The sequence below is a fragment of the Streptomyces sp. NBC_01546 genome (genome assembly GCF_045208355.1).
Taxonomy (GTDB): Bacteria; Actinomycetota; Actinomycetes; order Streptomycetales; family Streptomycetaceae; genus Streptomyces.
Window position 1 is genome coordinate 6943037 of the sequence record NZ_CP109379.1, and the last position, 22300, is coordinate 6965336.

The window sequence follows — 22300 nt, forward strand, 5'->3', positions numbered from 1 at the left end:
TGGAGGGGCGCGGCGAGGGCCCGCGTCACGGAGCGCCGTCGCCGGTCTCCAGCTCCGCGAGGATCCGGTCCTCGATCTCGTGCGCGGTCTCGGCGACCGTCGGCCGGTCGAACAGCGTTCTCGGCGACAGACCGGTGCGGAAGGCGGCGTTGATGCGGGAGGCCATCCGCACCGCGAGGAGCGAATCACCGCCGGAGGCAAAGAAGTCGTCGTGCACGCCGACGGGTCCGCCGCCCAGGAGCTCCTCCCAGATCTGCACCAGCACCTCCTCGGTCACCGAGCGCGGTGCCTCGTACGCGTCCCCGCCGCCGGCCCGGCCGTCCGGAGCCGGCAGGGCGCCCCGGTCCACCTTGCCGCTCGGGGTCAGCGGCAGCTCGTCCAGCGGGAGGAACACGGCAGGGACCATGAACTCGGGCAGGAACGTCACCAGGTGGGCGCGCAGTTCGGCGGGGTCGGGATCACTCCAGCCCGGCGCCACGACATGGCCGACGAGGAAGGTGCGGTCGCCGTCCGAATGGGCCGTGACCGCCGCGTCGGCGATCCGCGGGTGCGTGACGAGCGCGGCCTCGATCTCGCCGGTCTCGATCCGGAAGCCGCGGATCTTGACCTGCCCGTCCGCGCGTCCCAGGTACACCAGGGTGCCGTCGGCCCGCCACCGTGCGAGGTCGCCCGAGCGGTAGACGCGCTCCCCGGGGCCGCCGAACGGATGCGCCGGGAACCGTTCCCCGGTCAGCTCCGGCCGGCCCAGATAGCCACGGGCCAGACCGGCACCGGCGATGTACAGCTCGCCCGTCACCCCGGCCGGCACCGGCCTGCCCGCGGGATCGAGCAGCAGGACCTGGTAGCCCGGCAGCGGCCGTCCCACGGGCATCGGGCCGCCGTCGGCCACGTCCTGGGCCGTGATCTCCTGGCGCGTCACGTACACCGTCGCCTCGGTGGGTCCGTACATGTTCACCAGCCGGGCCGGCCCGGTGCCGAAGCGGTCGAACCACGTGCCCAGGTGCTTCGGCTCCAGCGCCTCGCCCGCCAGGATCACCCAGCGCAGGTCCGGCAGGTCCGGGCAGCCGGCCCCGGCCGCGCTCTCCACCAGGGCGCGGAACATCGAGGGGGTCTGGCAGAGCACCGTCACCCCCTGCTCGCGCAGGAGCGCCCAGGCGGCCTCGGGCTGCTGCGCCCAGTCCCGGTCGACGAGCACCAGACGCCCGCCCGAGGACAGGCACCCCCACATCTCCCATACGGAGACGTCGAAGGCGTAGCTGTGGAAGGCGCTCCACACGTCGCGCTCGCCGAACCCGTAGCCGGGCCGGGCGTTCTCCAGCAGGTTCAGCACCGAACGGTGCTCCACCGCCACGCCCTTGGGCCGTCCCGTCGAACCCGAGGTGTAGATCACGTACGCGAGGTCCTCGCCGGACACCGCCACGTCGGGCGCGGAGGCGGGCCGCTGTGCGAGGGCCTGGCGGTCCCCGTGCAGATCGACCACCGTCACCCCCTCGGCGGCCGCACCGGAGGGGCCGCTGCCGTCGCCGACCAGGATCGCCGCACCCGAATCGCGCAGCATGAACGCCAGCCGCCCCGCCGGGTACGCGGGGTCCAGCGGCACGTACGCCGCACCCGACTTCATGATGCCGAGCAGGCCCGTCACGAGTTCGATGCCGCGTCCGGCCGACAGACCCACCGTCCTGCCCGGACCGGCGCCCAGGGAGATCAGGTGGTGGGCGAGCCGGTTGGCCTGCTCATCGAGCTCCCGGTAGGTCAGCGACCGGCCGGAGGCCGAGACCGCGACCGCGTCCGGCGTGGCGGCGGCCTGCAGGCCGATCCGCTCGTGCAGGCAGCCGTCCGGCACGGCGGGCCGCTCGGGCGCGCTCCACGCGCGCACCACCCTCTCGAACTCGCCGTCGTCAAGCATCGGCACCTCGGCGACGGCCCGTGCGCCGTCGTCGGCGAGCCCGGCCAGCAAGGCGGTGAAGTGCCCGGACAGGTGCCGGATCGTCGCCTCGTCGAACAGCGCGGGGTCGTACGCCAGCGTGAACGCGAACGCCTCGTCGGTGTAGGCCAGCAGGTTCAGCGGGAAGCTGGTGATGTCCATGCCCTCCAGCCCCTTCAGCACCAGGCCGCTGTCCCCCGTGGGCCGGTCCTCCCTGGGGTAGTTCTCGAAGACGACCAGGCTCTCGAACAGGCTGGTGCCGGGGGCCGCATCGCTCCAGCCCTGGATCCGCGGCAGCGCCACGTAGTCGTACTGCCGCGCTTCCACCTGCTCGCGCTGCAGCCGGTCCAGCCACTCGGCCACCGGGGCTCCGCCGTCGACGTCCACCCGCACCGGAAGGGTGTTGATCAGCATGCCCGCGATCGAGTCCGCACCGGGCAGATCGGCCGGCCGCCCCGAGACGGTGGCACCGAAGACCACGTCCCGCTCACCGCAGTAGCGGGAGAGCAGCAGCGCCCAGGCCGCCTGGACCAGCGTGTTGACGGTCAGCCGGTGGCTGCGGGCGAAGGTGAACAGCGCCTCGGACGCGGCGGAGGACAGCCGGGTCGCCAGACGGCTGGTGGAACGCGCCGAGTGGCTGGCCCGCGGGCTCCGGTCGTACGGCAGCGCCGTCGGCCCGCCCGCCCCGGCCAGCCGGTCGCGCCAGTAGGACTCGGCCAGCGCCGGATCCTGCCGCTCCAGCCACTCCACGTACGCCCGGAACGGCTGCCGGGCGGGCGGCGCGGCCACCTCGCCCGCCGCGAGCGCACCGTAGCCGCTGTGCGTCTGGGACAGGACGGAGAAGGCGCTCCAGCCGTCGAGCAGCAGGTGGTGGAAGGAGCACACCACGCGGACCGAGCTGTCGGTGAGCCGGATCAGCGCCAGCCGCATCAGCGGCGCCGCCGACAGGTCCAGCCCCCGGCCCCGTTCCCCGGCGAGGAGGTCCTCCAGCGCCTGCTCCCTGTCCCGATCGGACAGCCCCCGCCAGTCCAGCCTCTCCACGGGCAGTGCGGCGCGGCGGCGTACCACCATCAGGGGCCGGTCCACTCCCTCCCAGACCACGTGCGCGCGCATCACGCCCAGCTGGTCGGCGGTCTGCTGCCAGGCCGCCGCCAGCAGTTCCGGGTCGCTCACCCCGTCGAGTACGTACGTCATCTGCTCGAAGTACGTGGGCGAGGCGGGATCGGCGAGGGTGTGGAAGAGCATGCCGGCCTGCATCGGGGTCAACGGGTGAATGTCCTCCACGTCCCGTCCGTCGCCCACGATCCGGTCCACGCCGGCCTGGTCGAGGCCGGCCAGCGGGAAGTCGGAGGGGGTGGCGCCGCCGCTGCCCTCGGCCAGGCAGTGCGCGATGACCTCGCGCAGGGCCGCCAGGAACTCCCCGGCGAGCCGCTCGACCGTCTCGGCGGAGTGGTTGGCGGGGGAGTGGATCCAGTCGATCCGCAGCTCACCGTCGCTGACGGCGGCCACGATGTCGATCAGGTGGGGGCGGGACAGACCACCGGCCTGGTCCCGGCCCAGCCCTTCCAGCCGTTTGCGGATCAGACCGTCCGTGCTGGTCGAACCGTCCCACTGACCAAGGTAATTGAAGCTGATCGCAGGTCCGGAGGCATCCGACCCGAGGCCGGAGCCGTCCGGGACGAGGTAGCGCAGCGCCCCGTGTCCGAGACCGCGGTGCGGGATCGCGCGGATGCGCTCCTTCACGCCCTTCAGCCCGCTGCCCCAGTCCTCCCGGGGCACGTCGAGGGCGACCGGGAAGGCGGTGGTGAACCAGCCCACCGTCCGGGACAGGTCGATGTCCTCGAACAGGTCCTCGCGCCCGTGCCCCTCCAGCGCGATGGTGACCGGCGCCCCGGACCACCCGTGCAGGACCCGGCCCAGCGCCGTCAGCAGCACGTCGTTGATCTGGGTGCGGTACGCGGACGGCACCTGGTGGAGCAGGGCCCTCGTCTCGGCCCGGCCGAGCACGGCGGAGACCGTCGAGGAGGAGCCGAAGGTGTTCGGCGCCGTCCCGTCGCGCGGCACCGCGGCACCGGCCGGAACGCCGTGCCAGTACGGCAGTTCGCCTTCGAAGCCGCCGCCCCGCGCAAGCTCGGCCAGGTGGCGTGACCACTGCTGGTAGCTGCTGGTCCGTACGGCCGGCTCGGCGGGCCGGCCCTCCGCGAACCGGGTGTAGGCGGCCGACAGGTCCTCGAGGAGCACGCGCCAGGACACGCCGTCCATCACGAGGTGGTGCGCGGTCAGGAACAGCCGCGGCAGCCGTCCCGCCCCCAGGCGGAAGAACACGCCCTTCAGCAGGCGGCCGGTGCCGAGGTCCAGCGAGCGCTGGGCCGCGAGGGCGGCCTCGTCGAGCGCCGCGCCCTGGTCGGACTCGTCGAGACCCGACAGGTCCCGGACGGTGAGCAGGGCCGTCGCGGCCGGTTCGCCGTACTCCTGGACCCACTCGCCGCCGTCGCGCGTCAGCCGCATGCGCAGGGCATCGTGTTGCGCGACCGCGGCGGCCAGGGCCCGCTCCAGCAGGGCCAGGTCCGTGTCGGAGGCCAGCTCCAGCTGGACGGACATCGTGTAGTGGTCCGGGCCTTCGGGGTAGTCCTCGAAGAACCGCCGCTGGATCGGGGTGAGTTCGACCCGCCCGGAGACCTCGGTGGGTTCGCCGTGCGCCTCCGTGATCACGCCGGTGACCGGGGCGAGGGTGGCGATGGTCTGGTGGACGAACAGCAGCTTCGAGGTCAGCTGGAGACCCGCCTGCCGGGCCCGCGAGACCACCTGGAGCGAGAGGATCGAATCCCCGCCCAGGTCGAAGAAGTTGTCGTGGACCCCGACCCGTTCGACGCCGAGCACCTCGGCCCACAGGGCGGCCAGGACCTCCTCCGTCGCACCGGCCGGCGCGACGTACGCCGGGCCGCCGGGCCGTCCGACGGCGCCCTCCGGTTCCGGCAGGAGTCCGCGGTCCACCTTGCCGTTCGCGGTGAGCGGCAGCCGGTCCAGGGACACGAACACCGAAGGCGTCATGTACTCGGGCAGGGAGGCGGCGAGGTGCGTGCGCAGCTCCCCGGCGGGTACCTCGTGCCCGGACACGAGGTACGCCACCAGCCGCCGGTGGCCCGAGTCCCCCTCGTAGGGGACGACGACGGTGTCCGACACGGCCGGGTGCTGCTTCAGCGCGTTCTCGACCTCGCCGAGTTCGATCCGGAACCCCCGGATCTTGACCTGGCCGTCGGCCCGGCCGAGGAACTCCACGGCACCGTCCGACCGTCGGCGGGCGAGGTCGCCCGACCGGTACATCCGGGAGCCGGGGGCGCCGTACGGGTCGGCGACGAACTGCGCCGCGGTCAGGCCGGCCCGGCCCAGGTAGCCACGGGCCAGGCCGGGGCCCGCGATGTACAGCTCTCCGGGCACACCGGCCGGGGCGGGCTCCAGGGTCTGCGTGAGCACGTACACCCGGGTGTTGCCGATCGGCATGCCGATGGGTACCGGGGCGGCCGCGTCGAGATCGGCGGCCAGCGCGTGCACCGTGGTGAGCGATGTCGCTTCCGTCGGCCCGTAGCCGTTGTGCAGCCGCAGCCGCGGATGCGCCGCCAGCACCCGGGCACAGTGCTCGGGAGAGACCGTGTCGCCTCCGGCGATGACCTGCCGCAGCCCGCGCAGCGCGCTGACGTCGTCGTCGACGACCTGGTGGAACAGACCGGCCGCGATGGCCAGATGGGTCACGCCGTGCTCCTCCAGGAACGCCCCCAGCTCGCTGCCGGTCGGCGCGGCCGGCGGGTGCACGGCCAGCCGCGCACCGTGTAGCAGCGCCGCCCACACCTCCAGGGTCGAGGCGTCGAAGGACAGCGAGGCGAACTGGGCGACCGCGTCCCCCGGCCCGATGTCCAGGAAGCCGGACTCGCGGACCAGCCGGACCACCGCGCGGTGCGAGGTCATGACCCCCTTGGGGGCCCCGGTGGAACCGGATGTGTAGATCACGTAGGCCAGCTGATCGGGGGAGAGCGCCACCTCGGGTGCCGTGGCCGGGAAGCCGCCGCCCTCACCGCCCGGGCCGTCCACGGTGATCACGCCGGCGCCGGTGCCCGGCAGCCGGCCGCGCAGTTCCTCCCGGGTGAGGAGCAGCCGGACACCGGCGTCCCGCACCATGTACGCCAGGCGCTGCTCCGGGTAGCCGGGATCCAGCGGGACGTAAGCCGCCCCGGCCTTGAGCACGGCGAGCAGGCCCACCACGGCCTGCGCTCCCCGCTCCAGGCACAGGCCCACCAGCACGTCCGGGCCCGCGCCCGCGGCGGCCAGCCGGCGGGCGAGCCGGTTGGCGCGCGCGTCGAGCTCGCCGTAGGTCAGCCGCTCCGGGCCGTACGAGAGGGCCACGGCGTCCGGCCGCTCGGCCGCGACGGCGGCGAACAGCTCCGGCAGGGAGGCCTCGGGCAGCGGGCGGTCCGTGTCGTTCCAGCCGTGGACGGCCTGCTCGAACTCGGGGCCGGTCAGCATCGGGAGGTCTGCCACGGACCGGTCGGGGTCCTCGCCGGCCGCGTCGAGCAGCACGTTCAGGTGCCCGGCGAGCCGGGCGACCGTCGCCTCGTCGAACAGGGCCGTGCTGTAGATGATCCGGCCCGCGACACCCGGACCGTCCTCGGTGAACTCCAGGGTGAGGTCGAAGGGCGCGGCGTTGTGCTCCACCGGGTGCGGGGCGACCTGGAGGCCGGGCATCCGCACATCGCCCCTGGGGGCGTTCTGCAGGACGACCATCGTCTGGATCAGCGGCGTGCGGCCGGCGTCCCGCTCCGGCTGCACCACCTCCACCAGCCGCTCGAACGGCAGGTCCTCGTGCGCGAAGGCGTCGAGCACGGTCTCCTTGACCCGGTCGAGCAGCGTGCCGAAGGACAGGGCGGGGTCCACCCGCGAGCGCAGCACGACCGTGTTCACCAGGAAGCCGACGAGCTGTTCCAGATCGCGGTGGCCGCGCCCGGAGGTCGCCGTGCCCACCGCGATGTCCTCCTGGCCGCAGTGGCGGGCGAAGACGGCCTTGACCGCGGCGGTGAGCACCATGAACAGCGTGGCGCTCCGCTCCCCGGCCAGAGCCCTGGCCCTGGCGACGGTCGCGGGCGCCATCTCGAACAGGAACTCGGCGCCGGCCGTGGACCGCACCACGGGCCGGGGCCGGTCGGTGGGCAGCTCCAGCGGGGTGATCCCCGCCAGCCGCTCCCGCCACCAGTCGGCCTGCCGCCCCACGACCCCGCTGTCCTCGATCCGGCCGCGCTGCCAGGCGGCGAAGTCGGCGTACTGCACGGGCGGTTCGGCCAGGCCGCCGCGCTCCCCGCGCACCCGGGCCGCGTACAGCTCACCCAACTCCCGTGACACCACCCCGGTCGACCAGCCGTCGGTGACGATGTGGTGGATCCCCAGGACCAGTACGTGCTCCTCGGCGGACAGCCGGGCGAGCAGGACCCGGACCAGCGGTCCGTTGCGCAGGTCGTACGGCCGGGCGTGCTCGGCGCGCACCAGCTCCCGCAGCCGGTCCTCGCGCAGCCCGTCACCGGTGCCGGACAGGTCGGCGGTGTTCCACTGCGGCGCGAGCGAGGCGTGGACCACCTGGACGCCCTGGCCGCCGACCACGCCGAAGGTGGTGCGCAGCGCCTCGTGGCGGTCCGTCAGGTCGGTGACGGCGGCCCGCAGCGCCTCCCCGTCGATCCGCCCGGTCAGGCACAGCCCGAAGGCGGTGTGGTACTCGGCGCTCCCGGGGTCGAAGTTCTCCAGGAACCACAGCCGCCGCTGCCCGTACGACATCGGCAGCAGGCCCTCGCGCGAGACCCGGGGGATGGCGATCTCCGCACCCTGCTCGGCGGAGTCGACCGAGGCGGCGAGCGCTGCCACCGTGGGGGTGTCGAAGAGCACCCGCAAGGACAGCTTGATGCCCAGTGCCTCCCGCAGCCGGGCGGCGGCCCGGACAGAGAGGATCGAGTTGCCGCCCAGGGCGAAGAAGTCGTCGTGGACACCCACCTGATCGAGGTCGAGCACCTCGGCCCAGACCCCGGCGATGGTCTCCTCCACGGCGTTGCGCGGGGCGGCGTACCCGCCGTCGGGCCCCTGCGCCGGACCGGGCGCGGGCAGCGCGCGGCGGTCCACCTTCCCGTTGGGGGTCAGCGGGAGGGCGTCGAGCACCACCACCGCCGAGGGGACCATGTACTCCGGAAGCCGCTGCGCCAGATGGGCGCGCAGCGTCTGCGCGCTGAGCGGCGCCCGGCCGGAGGGCACCGCGTACGCCAGCAGGTTGGTGTTGTGCGTGATCACGACGGCCTGGGCCACGTCCGGCCGCCGGGCCAGCGCGCTCTCGATCTCGCCGAGTTCGACGCGGAAGCCCCGGACCTTGACCTGGTCGTCCGCCCGGCCCAGGTACTCCAGGGTGCCGTCCCCCTTCCAGCGGGCCACGTCGCCGGTGCGGTACATGCGGCTGCCCGGCGCGCCGAAGGGGTCGGCGACGAAGCGCTCCGAGGTCAGACCGGGGCGGCCGTGGTAGCCGCGCGCCAGACCCGTCCCGGCGATGTACAGCTCGCCGCGCACCCCGGCCGGCACGGGCCGCAGCGCGCTGTCGAGCACGTGGATCCGCGTGTTGGCGATCGGGGCGCCGATCGCCGGCACCGCGGCGCCGCCGAGCGGGCCGCTCATCGTCGCGCACACGGTGCTCTCGGTGGGCCCGTAGGCGTTGATCATCCGGCGCCCGGCGGACCAGCGCTCCACCAGGGCCCCGGTGCTGGCCTCGCCGGCGACGATCAGGGTGGCGCCCTCGGGCAGCCCGCGGCCCTCCGGCAGCACGGCCACGGTGGTGGGGGTCAGCGTGGCGTGCGTGACGCCGTGCTTGCGGGTGTAGGCGGCCAGCGGCTCGCCCGGCTGCAGGGCCTCCTCGGAGCCCATGACGAGGGCGGCTCCGGTCAGCACGCCCATGCAGATCTCCCAGAACGCCGCGTCGAAGCTCGACGAGGCGAACTGCAGGACGCGGCTGTCCGGGGTGACCTCGAAGTGCGCGGCCTGGACGGCGGCCAGGTTGCCGATCCCGGCGTGCGAGACGAGGACGCCCTTGGGCCGGCCGGTGGAGCCCGACGTGTAGATGACGTACGCCAGGTCCTGCGGGGCGGGCACGGTCTCGGGCGCGGTGACCGGCCACTGCTCCAGGGCCGCCCGGTCACGGTCCAGGTCGACCAGGACGGCCTCGGTCTCCGGCAGCCTGCCGACGAGGTGCTCCTGCGTCACGATCAGGGTGACCCCGGAGTCCTGGAGCATGTAACCGAGCCGGTTGGACGGGTAGTTGGCGTCCAGGGGCACGTAGGCGGCGCCCGCCTTCATGATGCCGAGCAGCCCGGTGATCATCCTGGCGCTGCGCTCCGCGCACAGGCCGACCAGCACGTCGCGGCCGGCTCCGCGGGCGATCAGGTGGTGGGCGAGGCGGTTGGCCCGCTCGTCCAGCTCCCGGTATGTCAGCGAGCCGTACTCGTCGATCACGGCCACGGCGTCCGGGCGCGACTCCACCTGGGCGGCGAACAGTTCTGGGAAGGTGCCGGTGGGGACCTCACGGTCGGTGGCGTTCCACTCGCGGGCCATCCGGTCGAACTCGGCGTCCGTGAGCATCGGCAGGGTGGCTACGGCCCGGCCGGGGTCCGCCGCCGCGCCCGCCAGCAGCCGGTTCAGGTGGCCGCCCAGCCGGCCGGCCGTCGAGGCGTCGAACAGGGCCGTGCTGTAGTGGACGCGCCCCGACAGGGCGTCGCCCGCCTCGGTGAACTCCAGCGCGAGGTCGAGCGGGTCGTACGGCGCCTCGTGCGACGGGTCCGCGCCCCGCAGGACGACCATGGTCTGGATGAAGGGGGTCACGCTGGTGTCCTGCTCCGGGGCCAGGGCCTCGACCAGCCGGGGGAAGGCGACCCCGTCGTGGTCCAGGGCGTCCCGCACGGTCCGCCCCGCCCGCTCGAGCAGCCGGGCGAAGGACTCCTGGGCATCGACGTCCCCGCGCAGCACCACGGTGTGCCCGGTACGCGGCGAGAGGGTGCCGACCGCGATGTCCTCCTGCCCGGAGTAGCGCGCGAACAGCGCCCAGGCCGAGGCGGTCAGCACCTCCAGCAGGCCGGTCCCGTTCCGCTCGGCGAGCCCGCGCAGGGCCGCCGTCGTCTCCGGGGGGACCGTGAACGCGTGGGTGGACGTCTCCGTCGACCGGACGACGGGGCGCTGCCGGTCCAGTGCCAGGTCGAGCGAGGTGATTCCGTCCAGCCGGTTCCGCCAGAACTCCACGTGCTCGGGCAGGGGCCGGCCAACCGGTGCTGCGGCGCGAGTCAAGCTGTGCCTCCATGAGGGACTGACCTCCGCGCCGGAGCCCGCGGCCGGTGGCCGCACGGGACGGGGGAAGTCGGAAGAAGAAGGGGGACGAAGAGGTGCGCGGCCGTCAGACCGCGGCGGGCAGGCGCGTGGCGGACCGCCCCGCCAGCTGCATCAGGTTCACGGCTCCCGTGGCGGGGTCCTGGACGAAGCGTCCGGGGTAGGGCGCGGCGGCGGTGTCGGTGCGCCGCGCGCTGAAGTGAAGTCCGTCGTACAGCGCGAGGTCCGCGAGCAGACCGGACGGGTCGCTCAGCCGGATGCCCGCGCCGTGCGGCCGGACGGAGAAGACGGTGTCGCCGTTGGCGTACTCGCCGAACAGCGGTGCCGGGTCCGCGAGGGCGCGGTCCGCGGCGGGGGAGGCGGGCAGGGCGCCCGTGTAGTCGGCGACGTCGAGGCCGAGGGTGCGCAGTTCCCGCAGGAGGTCGGGCCACAGCCGGGTCCCCGTGGTGGCGTTGGTGGTCAGCGCTACCGCCGCGCCCGTCGCCGGGTGGAAGCGGAGGTGGCAGGTGGCGCCGTCCACGGTGCCGTCGTGGCCCAGCCAGTGGCCGTCCGCGCCGTACCGGGCGAGCCCCAGGGTCCATCCGTCGGCCATCCCGAAGGCGTCGGCGGCGGGCTGCGAGGTGTGCATTTCGGCCCGGTCCTGCGGGCCGAGGAGGGCGGCGCCGCCGGCGTGGGTGCCGGTGTGCAGCCGGGCGAAGGAGACCAGGTCCCGCGCGCTGCCGCACAGTCCGCCGGCCGGCGCCCAGGTGGGCGGTAAGTACAGGCGGACCGGCCGGGCCCGCCGCTCACCGGGACGGACGGCGTGCCCCTCGGCCGCGACGCGGCCGCTCGGGCCGGAGCCGTGCAGGAAGTGCGGCCGTATGCCCAGGGGACCCAGCAGGAAGTCCCCCAGCGCGGCCTGCCAGGACGTGCCGGTGACCTCTTCGACGAGGCGGCCCAGCAGGTTGTAGCCGGTGTTCGCGTAACTGAAGGAGCTGCCGGGCTCGAGCAGCAGGGGGAGTGCGGCGACGCTCGCCGCGTACCGGAACAGCGACCGCTCACCGGGGTCGGGGAGCTGGTGGTCGGAGACCAGACCGGCGGTGTGGGACAGCAGTTGCCGGGCGGTGATGGAGCCCGCGGCCCCGTCCTTCGGCTGCCGGAACTCCGCCAGTGAGCCGGCGAGCGGTTCGTCGAGCCCGATGTCGCCGTCGGACGCGAGCTGCACCACCAGGGTCGCGGTGAACGCCTTGGTGACCGAGCCGTAGGCGAACGCCGTCCCGGAGTCCACCGGTACGCCGGCACCGGACCGGGTGACACCGGTGGCGACGGAGATCAACTCCGTGCCCGTGTCCACGGCGAGCTGGGCACCGGGTACCGCGTGCTCCTCCGTCAAGGTGCGCAGCAGGTCGGCGGCATGCCGCATGTTCATGTCCTCCCCCATCGCTCGACCGGCACTGCCGAGGCGGCACGGATGTGTGCGCGCAGTGCGTCTTCCGGCACGCCGGCGGAAGGTGCAGACGGCGGCCCGGAGGGTGTGCCACCGCTGTCGTGGCCGGCCCCCCGCCGGTACGGCTATCCACACCATCAGGGGTGTGGCTGCCCGTACCTCCACATCCTTGATCGAACGCACGGTCGCGGGCAAGGTGTTTCCCTGGGAGGAAAGTGCGCAGGTCAGAGCGCCTGTGACGGGGTCGGGGCGGGCCCCGTGCGAAGGGGTGCGGCGCAGGCCCGGCCTAGGGTGGCGCGCATGTCGGCAACCCGATACGTCTATCTCGGCCCGGAGGGAACGTTCACCGAGGCCGCCCTGCACACCCTTCCCGAAGCGGCGACCCGGGAGCTCGTCCCCATGGTGTCGGTGCCCGCGGCGCTCGACGCCGTCCGCTGCGGCGAGGCCGCCGCCGCCCTCGTGCCGATCGAGAACTCCGTCGAGGGCGGAGTCACCACCACCATCGACGAACTCGCCCAGGGCGAACCGCTGATGATCTACCGTGAGGTGCGCCTGCCCATCACCTTCGCCCTGCTGGTCCGACCCGGCACGGCGCTCGAAGACATCAAGACCGTGACCGGTCACCCGGTGGCCCAGTCCCAGGTCCGGGGCTGGCTGCGCAGGCATCTCCCGTACGCGGTATGGGAGTCGGCTTCCTCCAACGCGGACGGCGCCCGCCTGGTGCAGGAGGGCCGCTACGACGCGGCCTTCGCCGGAGCGTTCGCGGCGGCCCGCTACGGCCTGGAACCCCTGGTCACCGAGATCCACGACGCCGAGAACGCCGAGACGCGCTTCGTGCTGGCCGGCCGGTCGGGCAGGCCGGCGGCGCCCACCGGACGGGACAAGACCTCGGTGGCGGTCTGGCTCGGCGGCGACCGGCCCGGGGCCCTGCTCGACCTGCTCCAGGAGTTCGCCGTCCGCGGGGTCAGCCTGATGCTGATCCAGTCGCGGCCGACGGGGGAGGGGATCGGCAACTACTGCTTCGTGATGGACGCCGAAGGGCACGTCACCGAGCGGCGGGTGGGCGAGGCCCTGATGGGCCTGAAACGGATCGCTCCGAAGGTCCGCTTCCTGGGCTCCTACCCGCGCGCCGGGGACCACGGTGACCCCGCCGGCGTACCGCGGCCCGGCACGACCGAGGGCGACTTCACGGTCGTGGCGGACTGGCTGACGCGCATTCAGGACGGGCGGTACTGATCCCGTGCACCCCCGACGACGGCCGCCCTCAGGCGGATTCTCCCCGCAGGTGGGCCAGGACGGCCAGCACCCGCCGGTTGCCCTCGGCCGGATCCAGGTCCAGTTTCATGAAGATGTTGCTGGAGTGCTTGACCACCGAGGCCTCCGTGACGCTGAGCCGTTGCGCGATCGCCTGGTTGGTCAGGCCCTCGGCCATCAGCGTCAGCACCTCCCGCTCCCGGGGGGTGAGCCGGTTCAGCGGGCGGCGCGCCGTCTGCTGCGTCAGCAGCACGCGGACCACCTCGGGGTCGATGACGGTCTGGCCCGCGGCGACCCGCCGCAGGGTGTCCAGGAACTCGGAGACCTCGCCGACCCGGTCCTTGAGCAGGTAGCCGAGCCCCGCCGCGCCCGCACCGCCGCCGCCGACCAGCTGGGTGGCATACGCGGTGGCCACGTACTGGGACAGCACCAGGACGGGCAGCCGCTCGTGCCGGGCCCGCAGCTCCAGGGCGGCCTTGAGGCCCTCGTCCCGGAAGTCCGGGGGCATCCGGACATCGGTGATGACGATGTCGGGCAACTCGGCGTCCACCGCGCGCGCCAGCGCCTGCGCGTCGCCGACCGCGGCGACCACCTCGTGGCCGCTGCGGGTCAGGAGTTCGACGAGTCCTGCACGGAGCAGCACTGCGTCCTCGGCAAGGACTACGCGGAGCACGGGACCTCCACTCGGAGCTGGGTCGGACCGCCGACCGGGCTGGAGACCAGCAGCCGGCCCCGGAGGATCGCCATGCGGTCCGCCAGCCCGGACAGACCGGTGCCCTTGTCGGGATCCGCCCCGCCGCGCCCGTCGTCGGTGATCAACAGGATAAGCCGGTCGCCTTCCAGCCGGCCGACGACGGAGATCGCGGAGGCCCCGCTGTGCTTGACCGCGTTGGCCAGCGCCTCGGTCACGGCGAAGTACGCCATGGTCTCCACCTGGCCCGGCAGCCGTCGCGGCAGGTCGATGTCCACGGTGACCGGGACGGGGTTGCGCAGCGCGACCTCCGCTACGGCGGCGGCCAGCCCGTGATCGGTCAGCACCTGGGGGTGGATGCCCCGTACGAGGTCCCGCAGCTGGTCCAGGGCACGGCGGGCCTCCCCGCGGCCGCGGGCGACCAGATCGGCGGCCGCGGGACTCTTGTCCCCCAGCTCCATCTCGGCCAGGCCCAGGGTCATCGTGAGGGCCACCAGCTGCTGCTGGGCGCCGTCGTGCAGGTCGCGCTCGATGCGGCGGCGCTCGGCCTCGAAGGCGTCCGCCAGCCGGGCCCGGGAACGGGTCAGTTCGATGACCCGGTGGTCGTCCTGCGCCTCGCGGGGCGCGAGCAGGAACCAGGCCGTCCGTACCTGCGCGCCCGCCAGCAGCCCCGCGGCGTACGCGGACAGGGCCAGGCCCAGGGCCCCGCAGAGGCTGAACGGCAGCGCGGCCAGCGGATGGCCCACCGCCCGGCCGGGAATGATCATCACGGTTTCCGGTGCCAGCGCCCACACGACCACGGGCGAGACCAGCAGCATGCCCGAGAACGCCAACAGCACCGTCACGCCCAGGCCCGCGCCGGCGAAGACGATCGCCAGCAGCGCCGTGTAGCCCAGCTCCCGCCAGGTCGCCGACTCCCGCAGCCGGGTCCGCAGCCGCCCCCAGGGACCCATGTCCAGGAGCGGGCCGTGCGGATCCGCCGGCGCGGTCGGCTCGATCAGCCGCAGCCGGCGCCGCTCCGCCCGGGCGACGGGGATCCCGAGCAGCGCGGTGGCCGCCAGGACCACCAGGCCCACCCCGACCACGGAGAGGACCACCCCGAGGGCCACCAGCACGGCCAGGCACAGCAGCACGCCCACGCCGAACAGCGCGCCGCTGAACAGGTAGGCCCAGCTGCGCAGCGGCCAGCGGGACCGCAGGAAGGGCAGCGGCCCCGCCCTCATCGCCTCCCAGACGGCGATGGTCTGCCCGCTCGGTTCGTGCGGCATCGGCTGCCCTGACATCTGCGCACCCTTCTGGAACCCGGCGCATCCGGCGCTCGGTGATCTTCCTTGAACTCTAGTCCGGCCTCCTCCGCCTGTCGGTAGGGAAAACCCTCCCCCGAGGTGTCCCCTCAGGCCCACTGTGCCGGGGCACCCCGCGGTGCTGGACTGGAGGGGTTCCGCTTCGCCCCCACCACCCACGGCAGTCCCCACCCGCCCACTCGCCCCACCCACCGCACCCACCGCATCGGCAAAGGATTCACGACATGGCACTTCTCACCGACATGAAGGTGTCGGCCGCGCGACTGGTCTCGGTGTCCAAGACCTACCCCGGCGCCACGGGGCCGGTCCTGCACGAGGTCACCGTGGAGTTCCCGGCCCGCGCCATGACCGCGGTCATGGGCCCGTCCGGTTCGGGCAAGACGACCCTGCTGCACTGCGCCGCGGGACTCGACCGGCCCTCGGCGGGCCAGGTGCTCCTCGGCGACACCGATCTGGCCGTCTGCGACGAGGAGCAGCTGACGAGGATCCGGCGGCAGCGGGTGGGCTTCGTCTTCCAGCAGTTCAACCTCCTGCCCATGCTGACGGCCTACGAGAACGTGGCGCTCCCGCTGCGGCTGAACGGCCAGCGGCCCAAGCGGTCGGTGGTGCAGGGCGCACTCGCCCAGGTCGGCCTGGAGAAGCTGACGGACCGCCGCCCGGCGCAGCTTTCGGGCGGGCAGCAGCAGCGGGTGGCCATCGCCCGGACCCTGGTGGCCGAGCCGGAGGTGGTCTTCGCCGACGAGCCGACCGGCTCGCTCGACCGGGCCACGGGCCGTCAGGTCATGGCCCTGCTGCGGAACCTGGTGGACCGGGCCGGGGGGACCGTGGTGATGGTCACCCACGACCCGGTGGCCGCCGCGTACGCGGACCAGGTGGTCTACCTGGTCGACGGCCGGGTGGTGGGCACCGACCCCGCTCCCACCGTCGAGCGCATCACCGCCCGCCTGGGCCGGTGGGACGCCTGATGTGGCAGCTGTCCGTACGCTCCGTCCGGCACCACGCGCCGCTGTTCCTGGGCACCTTCGTCTCGCTCGTGCTCGGGGTGGCGCTGATCGCGGTGTCCTCGGCGGCCCTGGCCGCCACCTTCGACGTCCGTCAGCCGTCCCCGGAAGGCCGGCCCTCGATCACGCTCCAGGACGGCAGCGGAACCACCCACACCCTGGTCAGCGGAGGACTGGACCTGGGGGGCATCCAGACCGTGCTGGTGATGGCCGGCATCGTCTCCGCGTTCGTGACCGTGTTCGTCATCGCCGGCACCTGTGCGTTCAGTGTCGCCCTGCGCCGCCAGGACATGGGCCTGCTCCGGCTGGTCGGCGCGGGTGCGCGGCAGGTGCGGCGCATGGTGATCGGGGAGAGCGTGGCCGTCGCGGTGCCCGCCGTCGCGGTGGGATGCCTGCTGGCCGTCGTGGCCACACCGTGGGCCGTGGACGGGCTCAACGGCACGGGCCTGTCGCCCGCGGAACTGCGGCCCGCCCCGCTGGGCGGCCCCCTGCTGATCGCGGCGGCCTCCGGGCTGGTCATGGCCGTGCTCGGCGCGATGGCCGCGTCCCGCCGCGCCTCGCGGGTCCGGGCCACCGAGGCACTGCGTGAGGCCGCACTGGACTCGCGTGCCATGACCGGGGGCCGCTGGGTGACCGGTCTGCTGCTGCTCGCGGTGGGCGGGGTCATGGTGGGGCTGGCCCCGCAGGCCGGCCTGGAGGGTTCCATTCCGCTGGCCCTCTTCGGATCGATGGCGCTGACCCTCGCCGCGTCCTCCCTGGGCCCGGCCTACCTGCCCGCGCTGACCCGGCTGCTGGCCGCTCCGTTCAGGCGCTCGAGCTCCGTGCCCGCCCGGCTCGCCGTGGAGTCGCTGGGCACGTCGAAGCTGAGGACGGCCTCCCTGGTGGGGCCGGTCCTCGCCATCGTCGCCGTGGTCGGTGTGTTCACCTCCGTCCTGTCGACCACGGGTGCCACGATCAAGTCCGACGACCGTCGCCGGACCGTCGGTCAACTGGTGGTGGAAGAGGCCGCCGGCGGGGGAGTGACCCAGGACGTGCTGGCCGTGCTCCGCGCGGACCCGAGGGTGCGCGCGGTGTCGGCGCCGGCCGGCCTGGAGCTGGCCGTCGCCGACCGGTCCTCCGTACGGCAGGACCGCGGCGCCGTGGCCGACCTCCCCGCTCTGGCCCGCACCCACCGCATCGACGTGGTCGAGGGCGCCGTCACGGAGCTCGGCCCGGGACAGGTCGCGGTCTCGCGCGAGTACGCCGATTGGTACGGCTACCACGTGGGCAGCCGCCTGACCTACGGGCTCTTCGGCGGGAGCCCCGCCACCGCCGAGGTGACGGCGGTCCTCGACGGCGGAACGGCCGTACCGCACGTGGTCCTTCCGGCCGGGTCGGCCGGGGCCCCCGAGCCGCAGAGGGCGACCGTACTGCTCGACCCGGCCTCGGCCGGCGCGGCCGGCACGGTGGCCCGCGAACTGACCTCCCGGCTCGGCGCGGACCGCGTGCGGGTGACGGAGACCGCCCAGTGGTTCGCGCGGTCGTCGAGCGATCAAGAACGACTCAACATGCTGGTCCTGGTGGTCCTGGCGGGACCCGCTTCCGCTTACGCATTGATCTCCGTGGCGAGTACCTTGGTCATGTCGTTCAGCAGGCGCACCCGTGAGTTCGCCGACATGCGTCTGGTCGGCGTCAGCGAGAAGCAGTTGAGGAGCATGGCCCTGTGGGAAACTGGGTGCACGACCACCGTGGCGGCCGTGGTGGCCACAGCCGTTGTGGCTTCGGGGCTCCAGGCCTATCGTGCAGCGCTGCGCGTGACGTATGACGTCGTTCCACTGAGTGTGCCGTGGGGGGCGCTGTCAGGGTTGGTCCTCGCATGTGTGGCGGTCTCGGCCACCGTGGGCCTGATGGCGACCCGGCGGCTCCTCGGGAAGGCCGGCATCACGATGGCGACCACTCGTCAGTAGCAAGGGGAGAGACTGTGCGCGTCCTGATCGCCGAAGATTCCGCGCTCCTGCGCATGGGAATGCAGCGGCTGCTGGAGGACGAGGGAATCGAGGTCGTCGCATCGCTGGGCGATGTGACCGACGTCCTCCAGGTGATCACCGAGTGCGAACCCGATGTGGCGATCATGGACGTCCGCATGCCGCCCACCCACACCGACGAGGGCATCAGGGCGGCGCGGGACATCCAGCGGCGATGTCCCGGCACCGCCGTCCTGGTGCTCTCGCAGTACGTCGAGTACGAATACGCCAAGGACCTGGTCCGCGACGCCCGCGGCGGCACCGGCTACCTGCTGAAGCAACGGGTGGGCAGCATCGACGACTTCCTCACCGCGCTGGAGCGGGTGGTGGCCGGTGAGACCGTCCTGGACGCCGAGATATACAAGAAGTTCATCGGGAACCCGCACGAGCGGCGGGCCGCGGAACTCCTCACCAACCGGGAGCGCCAGGTCATGGAACTCGTGGCGACGGGCCTGTCCAACACGGGAATCATGGCCCGGCTGGACATATCCGAGCGCGCCGTGGAGAAACACGTCACCGCGATCCTGAGCAAACTGCAGATCCCGAGTTCGGGAGAGGGCAACCGGCGCGTCCTCGCGGTCCTGGACTATCTGCGGGGAATGGGACAGGACAGCGTCGCCTGATGGGCGGGCTCGTCACGGACTCCTCAACCACCCGGTCCAGGCAGTCCGTTCAGTCGAAGGTCGCGGCCGGGGCCATCTACCTCTCCGTCGGCAGCCTCGTCGGTGTCCTGCTGGTGCCGCTCACCCTGGTCGCGATCGCGCTGCGGGTGCTCTCCCTCTGCCTCGCCGTCCTGCCGCTGGCCGGGGCGCTGTTCGTCAGGGCGATGATGAAGGCGGTGCGCCGGGTCCTGCCGCACGCCGGTCCGGAACCCGCGCCGGCCCCGCCTGCGGGACCGACGTGGCGCAGCGCCTGGCACTGGGTGGCCGGCGTCACTCCGGGCGGCCTGCTCGGCATACCGCTGCTGCGCGCGGCCGCCGACCTGGAACGCCTGCTGGCGGCCGCGGTCCTGCAGACCTCGGCGGCCGACGGTACCGGCGCGAGCGGCGGTACCGTCGGGAAGCCGGCAGCGGCACCCCGGCGGCGGGGCGCCGCCGTGTGGGGGGACCTCGGGTATCTCGGCCTCCTCCTGCTCGGCCTGATCTGGCTGTTGCCCGTCCTCGCACTGTCGCTGCCCGTGGTCGCCTTCGTGGTGAGCCTGCCGTTCGGCCGCACTGAGCAACTGTCCTTCGGCGAGGGCAACACGATCGTCGTCGAAGGCGCGGCGACCCGGATCGGCGTGGGGCTGGGCGCCGCCGTCCTCTTCGTCCTGCTCGTCATGCTGCTCTTCTGGCTGGGCAGGCTGCGGGCGCGGCTGGTGCGCAGGATCCTCGGCCGGGTCGACGAGGACGAGCGCCTGAGGCGCGAGGTGCTGGCCGAACAGCAGCGGATCGCCGCGCTGCGGGTCAACGACGCCGACTACCGCAGGATCGAGCGCGACCTGCACGACGGGGCCCAGGCCCGGCTGGCCGCCGTCATGATGCGCATCTCGCAGGTCACCCGCCGCCCCGGCCGCAGCGCCGAGGACCTGCGGAAGGTGCTGGAGGAGACGCATCACGAGATCGACCAGGCACTCGACGAGATCCGCGACCTGGTGCACGGGATCCAGCCGCCGATCCTGAGCGACCGCGGACTGCGTGCGGCCGTCGCCGCCCTCACCGACAAGTTCTACGTCCCGGTGCGGATGGACTGCACGCTGGAGCGCCGTCCGGCCGTCAACGTCGAGGCGGCGGCCTACTTCATCATCGCGGAATCCCTGACGAACGCCGTCAAGCACGCCTCGCCCACCGTCATCACGGTGTCCCTGGCGCAGGAGGGGAACCACCTGGTCGCCGTCGTCACGGACGACGGGGTGGGGGGCGCCACCCCGCAGGGGGGAACCGGGGTGCGCGGCATGGCGGACCGGGCCACGGCACTGAACGGCGAGGTCGTGCTCACCAGCCCGGCCGGGGGGCCCACCACCGTCCGCGTGGTTCTCCCGTGGTCGCCCGCCGGCCTGTGACACACCGTGAGAGTGGGCTCTGACCTGGGAACTTTCCTCCCAGGGAAACACCTTGCCGCCGCACATACGTCCGATCAAGGATGAGGGGGTACGGCTACCCGCACCGTGGCGTGCGGCCTGGCCGGAGCGATCGAGGGGCTGCTGCCGAACCTCTCGCTGCCACTGATCTGGAGATCCTTGATGACACAGCTGAACGACTTACGCGCCGGGGCACCGTCCGTGACCGTGTCGCAGGAATGGGACGGACGCAGCCTGCCGGCCCTGGTCCGTGCGGATGTGCCCGGCATCGGCCTGGCCGACTGGATCAGCGCCCGCAAGCCGCTGGTGGACGACCTGGCCCGGCGTGCCGGGGCGGTCCTGTTCCGCGGTTTCGAGGTGACCGACTCCGCCGCGTTCCGCACCGTGATGGGCGCCCTGTCCGACGAGGTCCTCAAGTACGGGGAGCGCTCCTCGCCCCGCACCGAGGTGTCCGACAACATCTACACCTCCACGGAACACCCCGCCGACCAGCACATCCTCCTCCACAACGAGCAGTCGTACACGGAGAACTGGCCGCTGCGGATCGTCTTCTGCTGCGAACGGCCCGCCGACCGCGGCGGCCGTACGCCGCTCGCCGACTCCCGCAAGGTGCTGGCCCGGCTGCGTCCGCAGACAGTCGCCAAGTTCGAGCGACTCGGCGTGCAGTACGTGCGCAACTACATCCCCGGCATCAGCCTGTCCTGGCAGGAGACCTTCCAGACCGACGACCCCGAGCAGGTGCGCGCGTACTGCGAGGACGCCGGGATCTCCGTCGAGTGGGTGGACGGGCTCCAGCTGAGGACCCGTCAGACCCGGCCCGCGCTGCACCGCCACCCGGTCACCGGGGACCGCACGTGGTTCAACCACGCCGTCTTCTTCCACGTCACCTCGCTGGCCGAGGAGATCTGCGCCGGACTCCGCGCGGCCCTGGGGGAGGAGAACCTGCCGTACAACACGTACTACGGCGACGGCACGCCGATCGAGGACGAGACCCTCGCCGAACTGCGCGCCGCCTTCACCGCCGAGACCACCGGTTTCGACTGGGAGCTGGGCGACGTACTGCTCGTCGAGAACATGATCACCGCGCACGCCCGTGAGCCCTTCGAAGGCCCCCGGCGCATCCTGGCCGCCATGTCCGACCCCGTCGCGACGATCCGGGAAGGAGCGGCCGCATGACCGCGCAGGAGATCCGGGCCCGGTTCACCGGCCCGGTGACCGCCGCACCCCTGGACCCGGAACCCTTCCTGCTCTGCATCGAGGCGACCCGGCCCGGCCTGCGGCTGGACGAGTGGATACGGGCCAACCGGGCGCAGCTCGGCGAGGAACTCGACCGTCACGCCGCCCTGCTCTTCCGCGGCTTCGCCGTCGACAGCCCCGAGGAATTCGGCGCCGCGGCCCGCGCGTTCTCGCCCGAGCTGCTCGACTACCTCGAACGGGCGGCCCCCCGCACCGAGATCGCCGACAAGGTGTTCACCTCCACCGAGCTGAGCCAGGACCAGTGGATCGCCTTCCACCACGAGATGTCCTACTCCCACAACTGGCCCGGCAAGCTGTACTTCTACGGCGACAGGCCCTCGCGGACCGGCGGAGCCACGCCCGTCGCCAGCGAGCGGGCGGTCTTCCCCAGGATTCCGGCCGAACTCCGGGAGCGGTTCCAGCGGCACGGCGTGTGCTACGTGCGCAACTACAGCCCCGTGCTCGACATCCCCTGGCAGGTCGTCTTCCAGACCACCGACCGGGCCGAGGTGGAGGCCTACTGCCGGGCCTCGCACACCGAGTTCGAGTGGGTGGGCGAGGACGGGCTGCGGACCCGCGCGGTGCGACAGGCCGTCTCCCGGCACCCGCGCACCGGGGAGACGGTGTGGTTCAACCACGCCCACCTGTGGCACGTTTCCGCCCTCCAGCCGGAGGTGGCGGAGTACCTCCTCGGCGCGTACGGGCCCGAAGGAGTGCCCCGCAACGCCTTCTACGGGGACGGCACGCCCATCGAGGACGAGGCCGTCGCGCTGATCGGGAAGCTGTACGAGGACAGCGCGGTCTCCTTCCCCTGGCAGCGGGGCGACGTCCTGGTGGTGGACAACCACCTCGCCACGCACGCCCGGGAGCCGTTCCGCGGTGACCGCCGCATCCTCGTGGCCATGTCCGACCTACAGGTCAACCAGGACCTCGGCTGACCGGGCGGGCGGCGCCGTGGTGGGGGAAACCCGACCCCAACCTCTCGACCTACCTGTCATGACCCCACCCCCGCCC

At 73.2% G+C, this 22300-nt stretch carries 11 protein-coding genes; 7 read left to right on the plus strand and 4 right to left on the minus strand.

What is annotated here, in order from left to right:
• Nucleotides 1-25: 25 nt before the first annotated feature.
• Together OHA89_RS31815 and OHA89_RS31820 are read right to left on the minus strand one after the other, a co-directional pair.
• Complete coding sequence (locus tag OHA89_RS31815) at nt 26-10273, minus strand: amino acid adenylation domain-containing protein (protein ID WP_406367691.1); 10248 nt, start codon at nt 10271-10273, stop codon at nt 26-28.
• A gap of 106 nt (nt 10274-10379) precedes the next feature.
• Nucleotides 10380-11720: a serine hydrolase gene (locus OHA89_RS31820; RefSeq protein WP_266611151.1), complete on the minus strand. Its 1341-nt coding sequence runs from the start codon at nt 11718-11720 to the stop codon at nt 10380-10382.
• A 318-nt stretch (nt 11721-12038) separates the two neighbouring features.
• On the opposite strand from OHA89_RS31820, the gene pheA reads away from it, so the two are divergent.
• Nucleotides 12039-12974: a prephenate dehydratase gene (gene pheA / locus OHA89_RS31825; RefSeq protein WP_266611153.1), complete on the plus strand. Its 936-nt coding sequence runs from the start codon at nt 12039-12041 to the stop codon at nt 12972-12974.
• Between the two features lie 28 nt (nt 12975-13002).
• On the opposite strand, the gene OHA89_RS31830 is transcribed toward pheA, so the two are convergent.
• Entirely contained in the window at nt 13003-13665 is a 663-nt protein-coding gene (locus tag OHA89_RS31830; RefSeq protein ID WP_257557587.1) for a response regulator transcription factor, read from the minus strand.
• Entirely contained in the window at nt 13653-14966 is a 1314-nt protein-coding gene (locus OHA89_RS31835) for a sensor domain-containing protein (RefSeq protein ID WP_266611156.1), read from the minus strand. Before OHA89_RS31835 ends, OHA89_RS31830 begins: the two co-directional genes overlap by 13 nt.
• A gap of 245 nt (nt 14967-15211) precedes the next feature.
• Here OHA89_RS31835 and OHA89_RS31840 point away from each other — a divergent pair, with 245 nt between their 5' ends.
• From OHA89_RS31840 to OHA89_RS31865, 6 genes are all read left to right on the plus strand, one after another.
• Nucleotides 15212-15952: an ABC transporter ATP-binding protein gene (locus tag OHA89_RS31840; RefSeq protein ID WP_266611158.1), complete on the plus strand. Its 741-nt coding sequence runs from the start codon at nt 15212-15214 to the stop codon at nt 15950-15952.
• A complete protein-coding gene (locus tag OHA89_RS31845) occupies nt 15940-17934 on the plus strand; it encodes an FtsX-like permease family protein (protein WP_257557589.1) in 1995 nt (664 codons plus the stop codon). The genes OHA89_RS31840 and OHA89_RS31845 overlap by 13 nt, the downstream gene beginning before the upstream one ends.
• Nucleotides 17935-17948: 14 nt before the next feature.
• A complete protein-coding gene (locus OHA89_RS31850) occupies nt 17949-18614 on the plus strand; it encodes a response regulator transcription factor (protein WP_215146598.1) in 666 nt (221 codons plus the stop codon).
• Nucleotides 18614-20032: a histidine kinase gene (locus tag OHA89_RS31855; RefSeq protein ID WP_266611162.1), complete on the plus strand. Its 1419-nt coding sequence runs from the start codon at nt 18614-18616 to the stop codon at nt 20030-20032. The genes OHA89_RS31850 and OHA89_RS31855 overlap by 1 nt, the downstream gene beginning before the upstream one ends.
• Nucleotides 20033-20212: 180 nt before the next feature.
• The gene (locus OHA89_RS31860) at nt 20213-21226 is read left to right on the plus strand and encodes a TauD/TfdA family dioxygenase (protein WP_406367692.1); all 1014 of its coding nucleotides are present in this window, start codon (nt 20213-20215) and stop codon (nt 21224-21226) included.
• A complete protein-coding gene (locus tag OHA89_RS31865) occupies nt 21223-22224 on the plus strand; it encodes a TauD/TfdA family dioxygenase (RefSeq protein ID WP_266946805.1) in 1002 nt (333 codons plus the stop codon). Before OHA89_RS31860 ends, OHA89_RS31865 begins: the two co-directional genes overlap by 4 nt.
• The last annotated feature ends 76 nt before the right edge of the window (nt 22225-22300 follow it).

What these genes read in the sequence shown, in the direction of transcription:
- OHA89_RS31820 (WP_266611151.1), bottom strand. Translation starts at nt 11,720, where the DNA reads ATGAACATGCGGCATGCCGCCGACCTGCTGCGCACCTTGACGGAGGAG.
- pheA (WP_266611153.1), top strand. Translation starts at nt 12,039, where the DNA reads ATGTCGGCAACCCGATACGTCTATCTCGGCCCGGAGGGAACGTTCACC.
- OHA89_RS31835 (WP_266611156.1), bottom strand. Translation starts at nt 14,966, where the DNA reads ATGTCAGGGCAGCCGATGCCGCACGAACCGAGCGGGCAGACCATCGCC.
- OHA89_RS31840 (WP_266611158.1), top strand. Translation starts at nt 15,212, where the DNA reads ATGGCACTTCTCACCGACATGAAGGTGTCGGCCGCGCGACTGGTCTCG.
- OHA89_RS31855 (WP_266611162.1), top strand. Translation starts at nt 18,614, where the DNA reads ATGGGCGGGCTCGTCACGGACTCCTCAACCACCCGGTCCAGGCAGTCC.
- OHA89_RS31860 (WP_406367692.1), top strand. Translation starts at nt 20,213, where the DNA reads ATGACACAGCTGAACGACTTACGCGCCGGGGCACCGTCCGTGACCGTG.
- OHA89_RS31865 (WP_266946805.1), top strand. Translation starts at nt 21,223, where the DNA reads ATGACCGCGCAGGAGATCCGGGCCCGGTTCACCGGCCCGGTGACCGCC.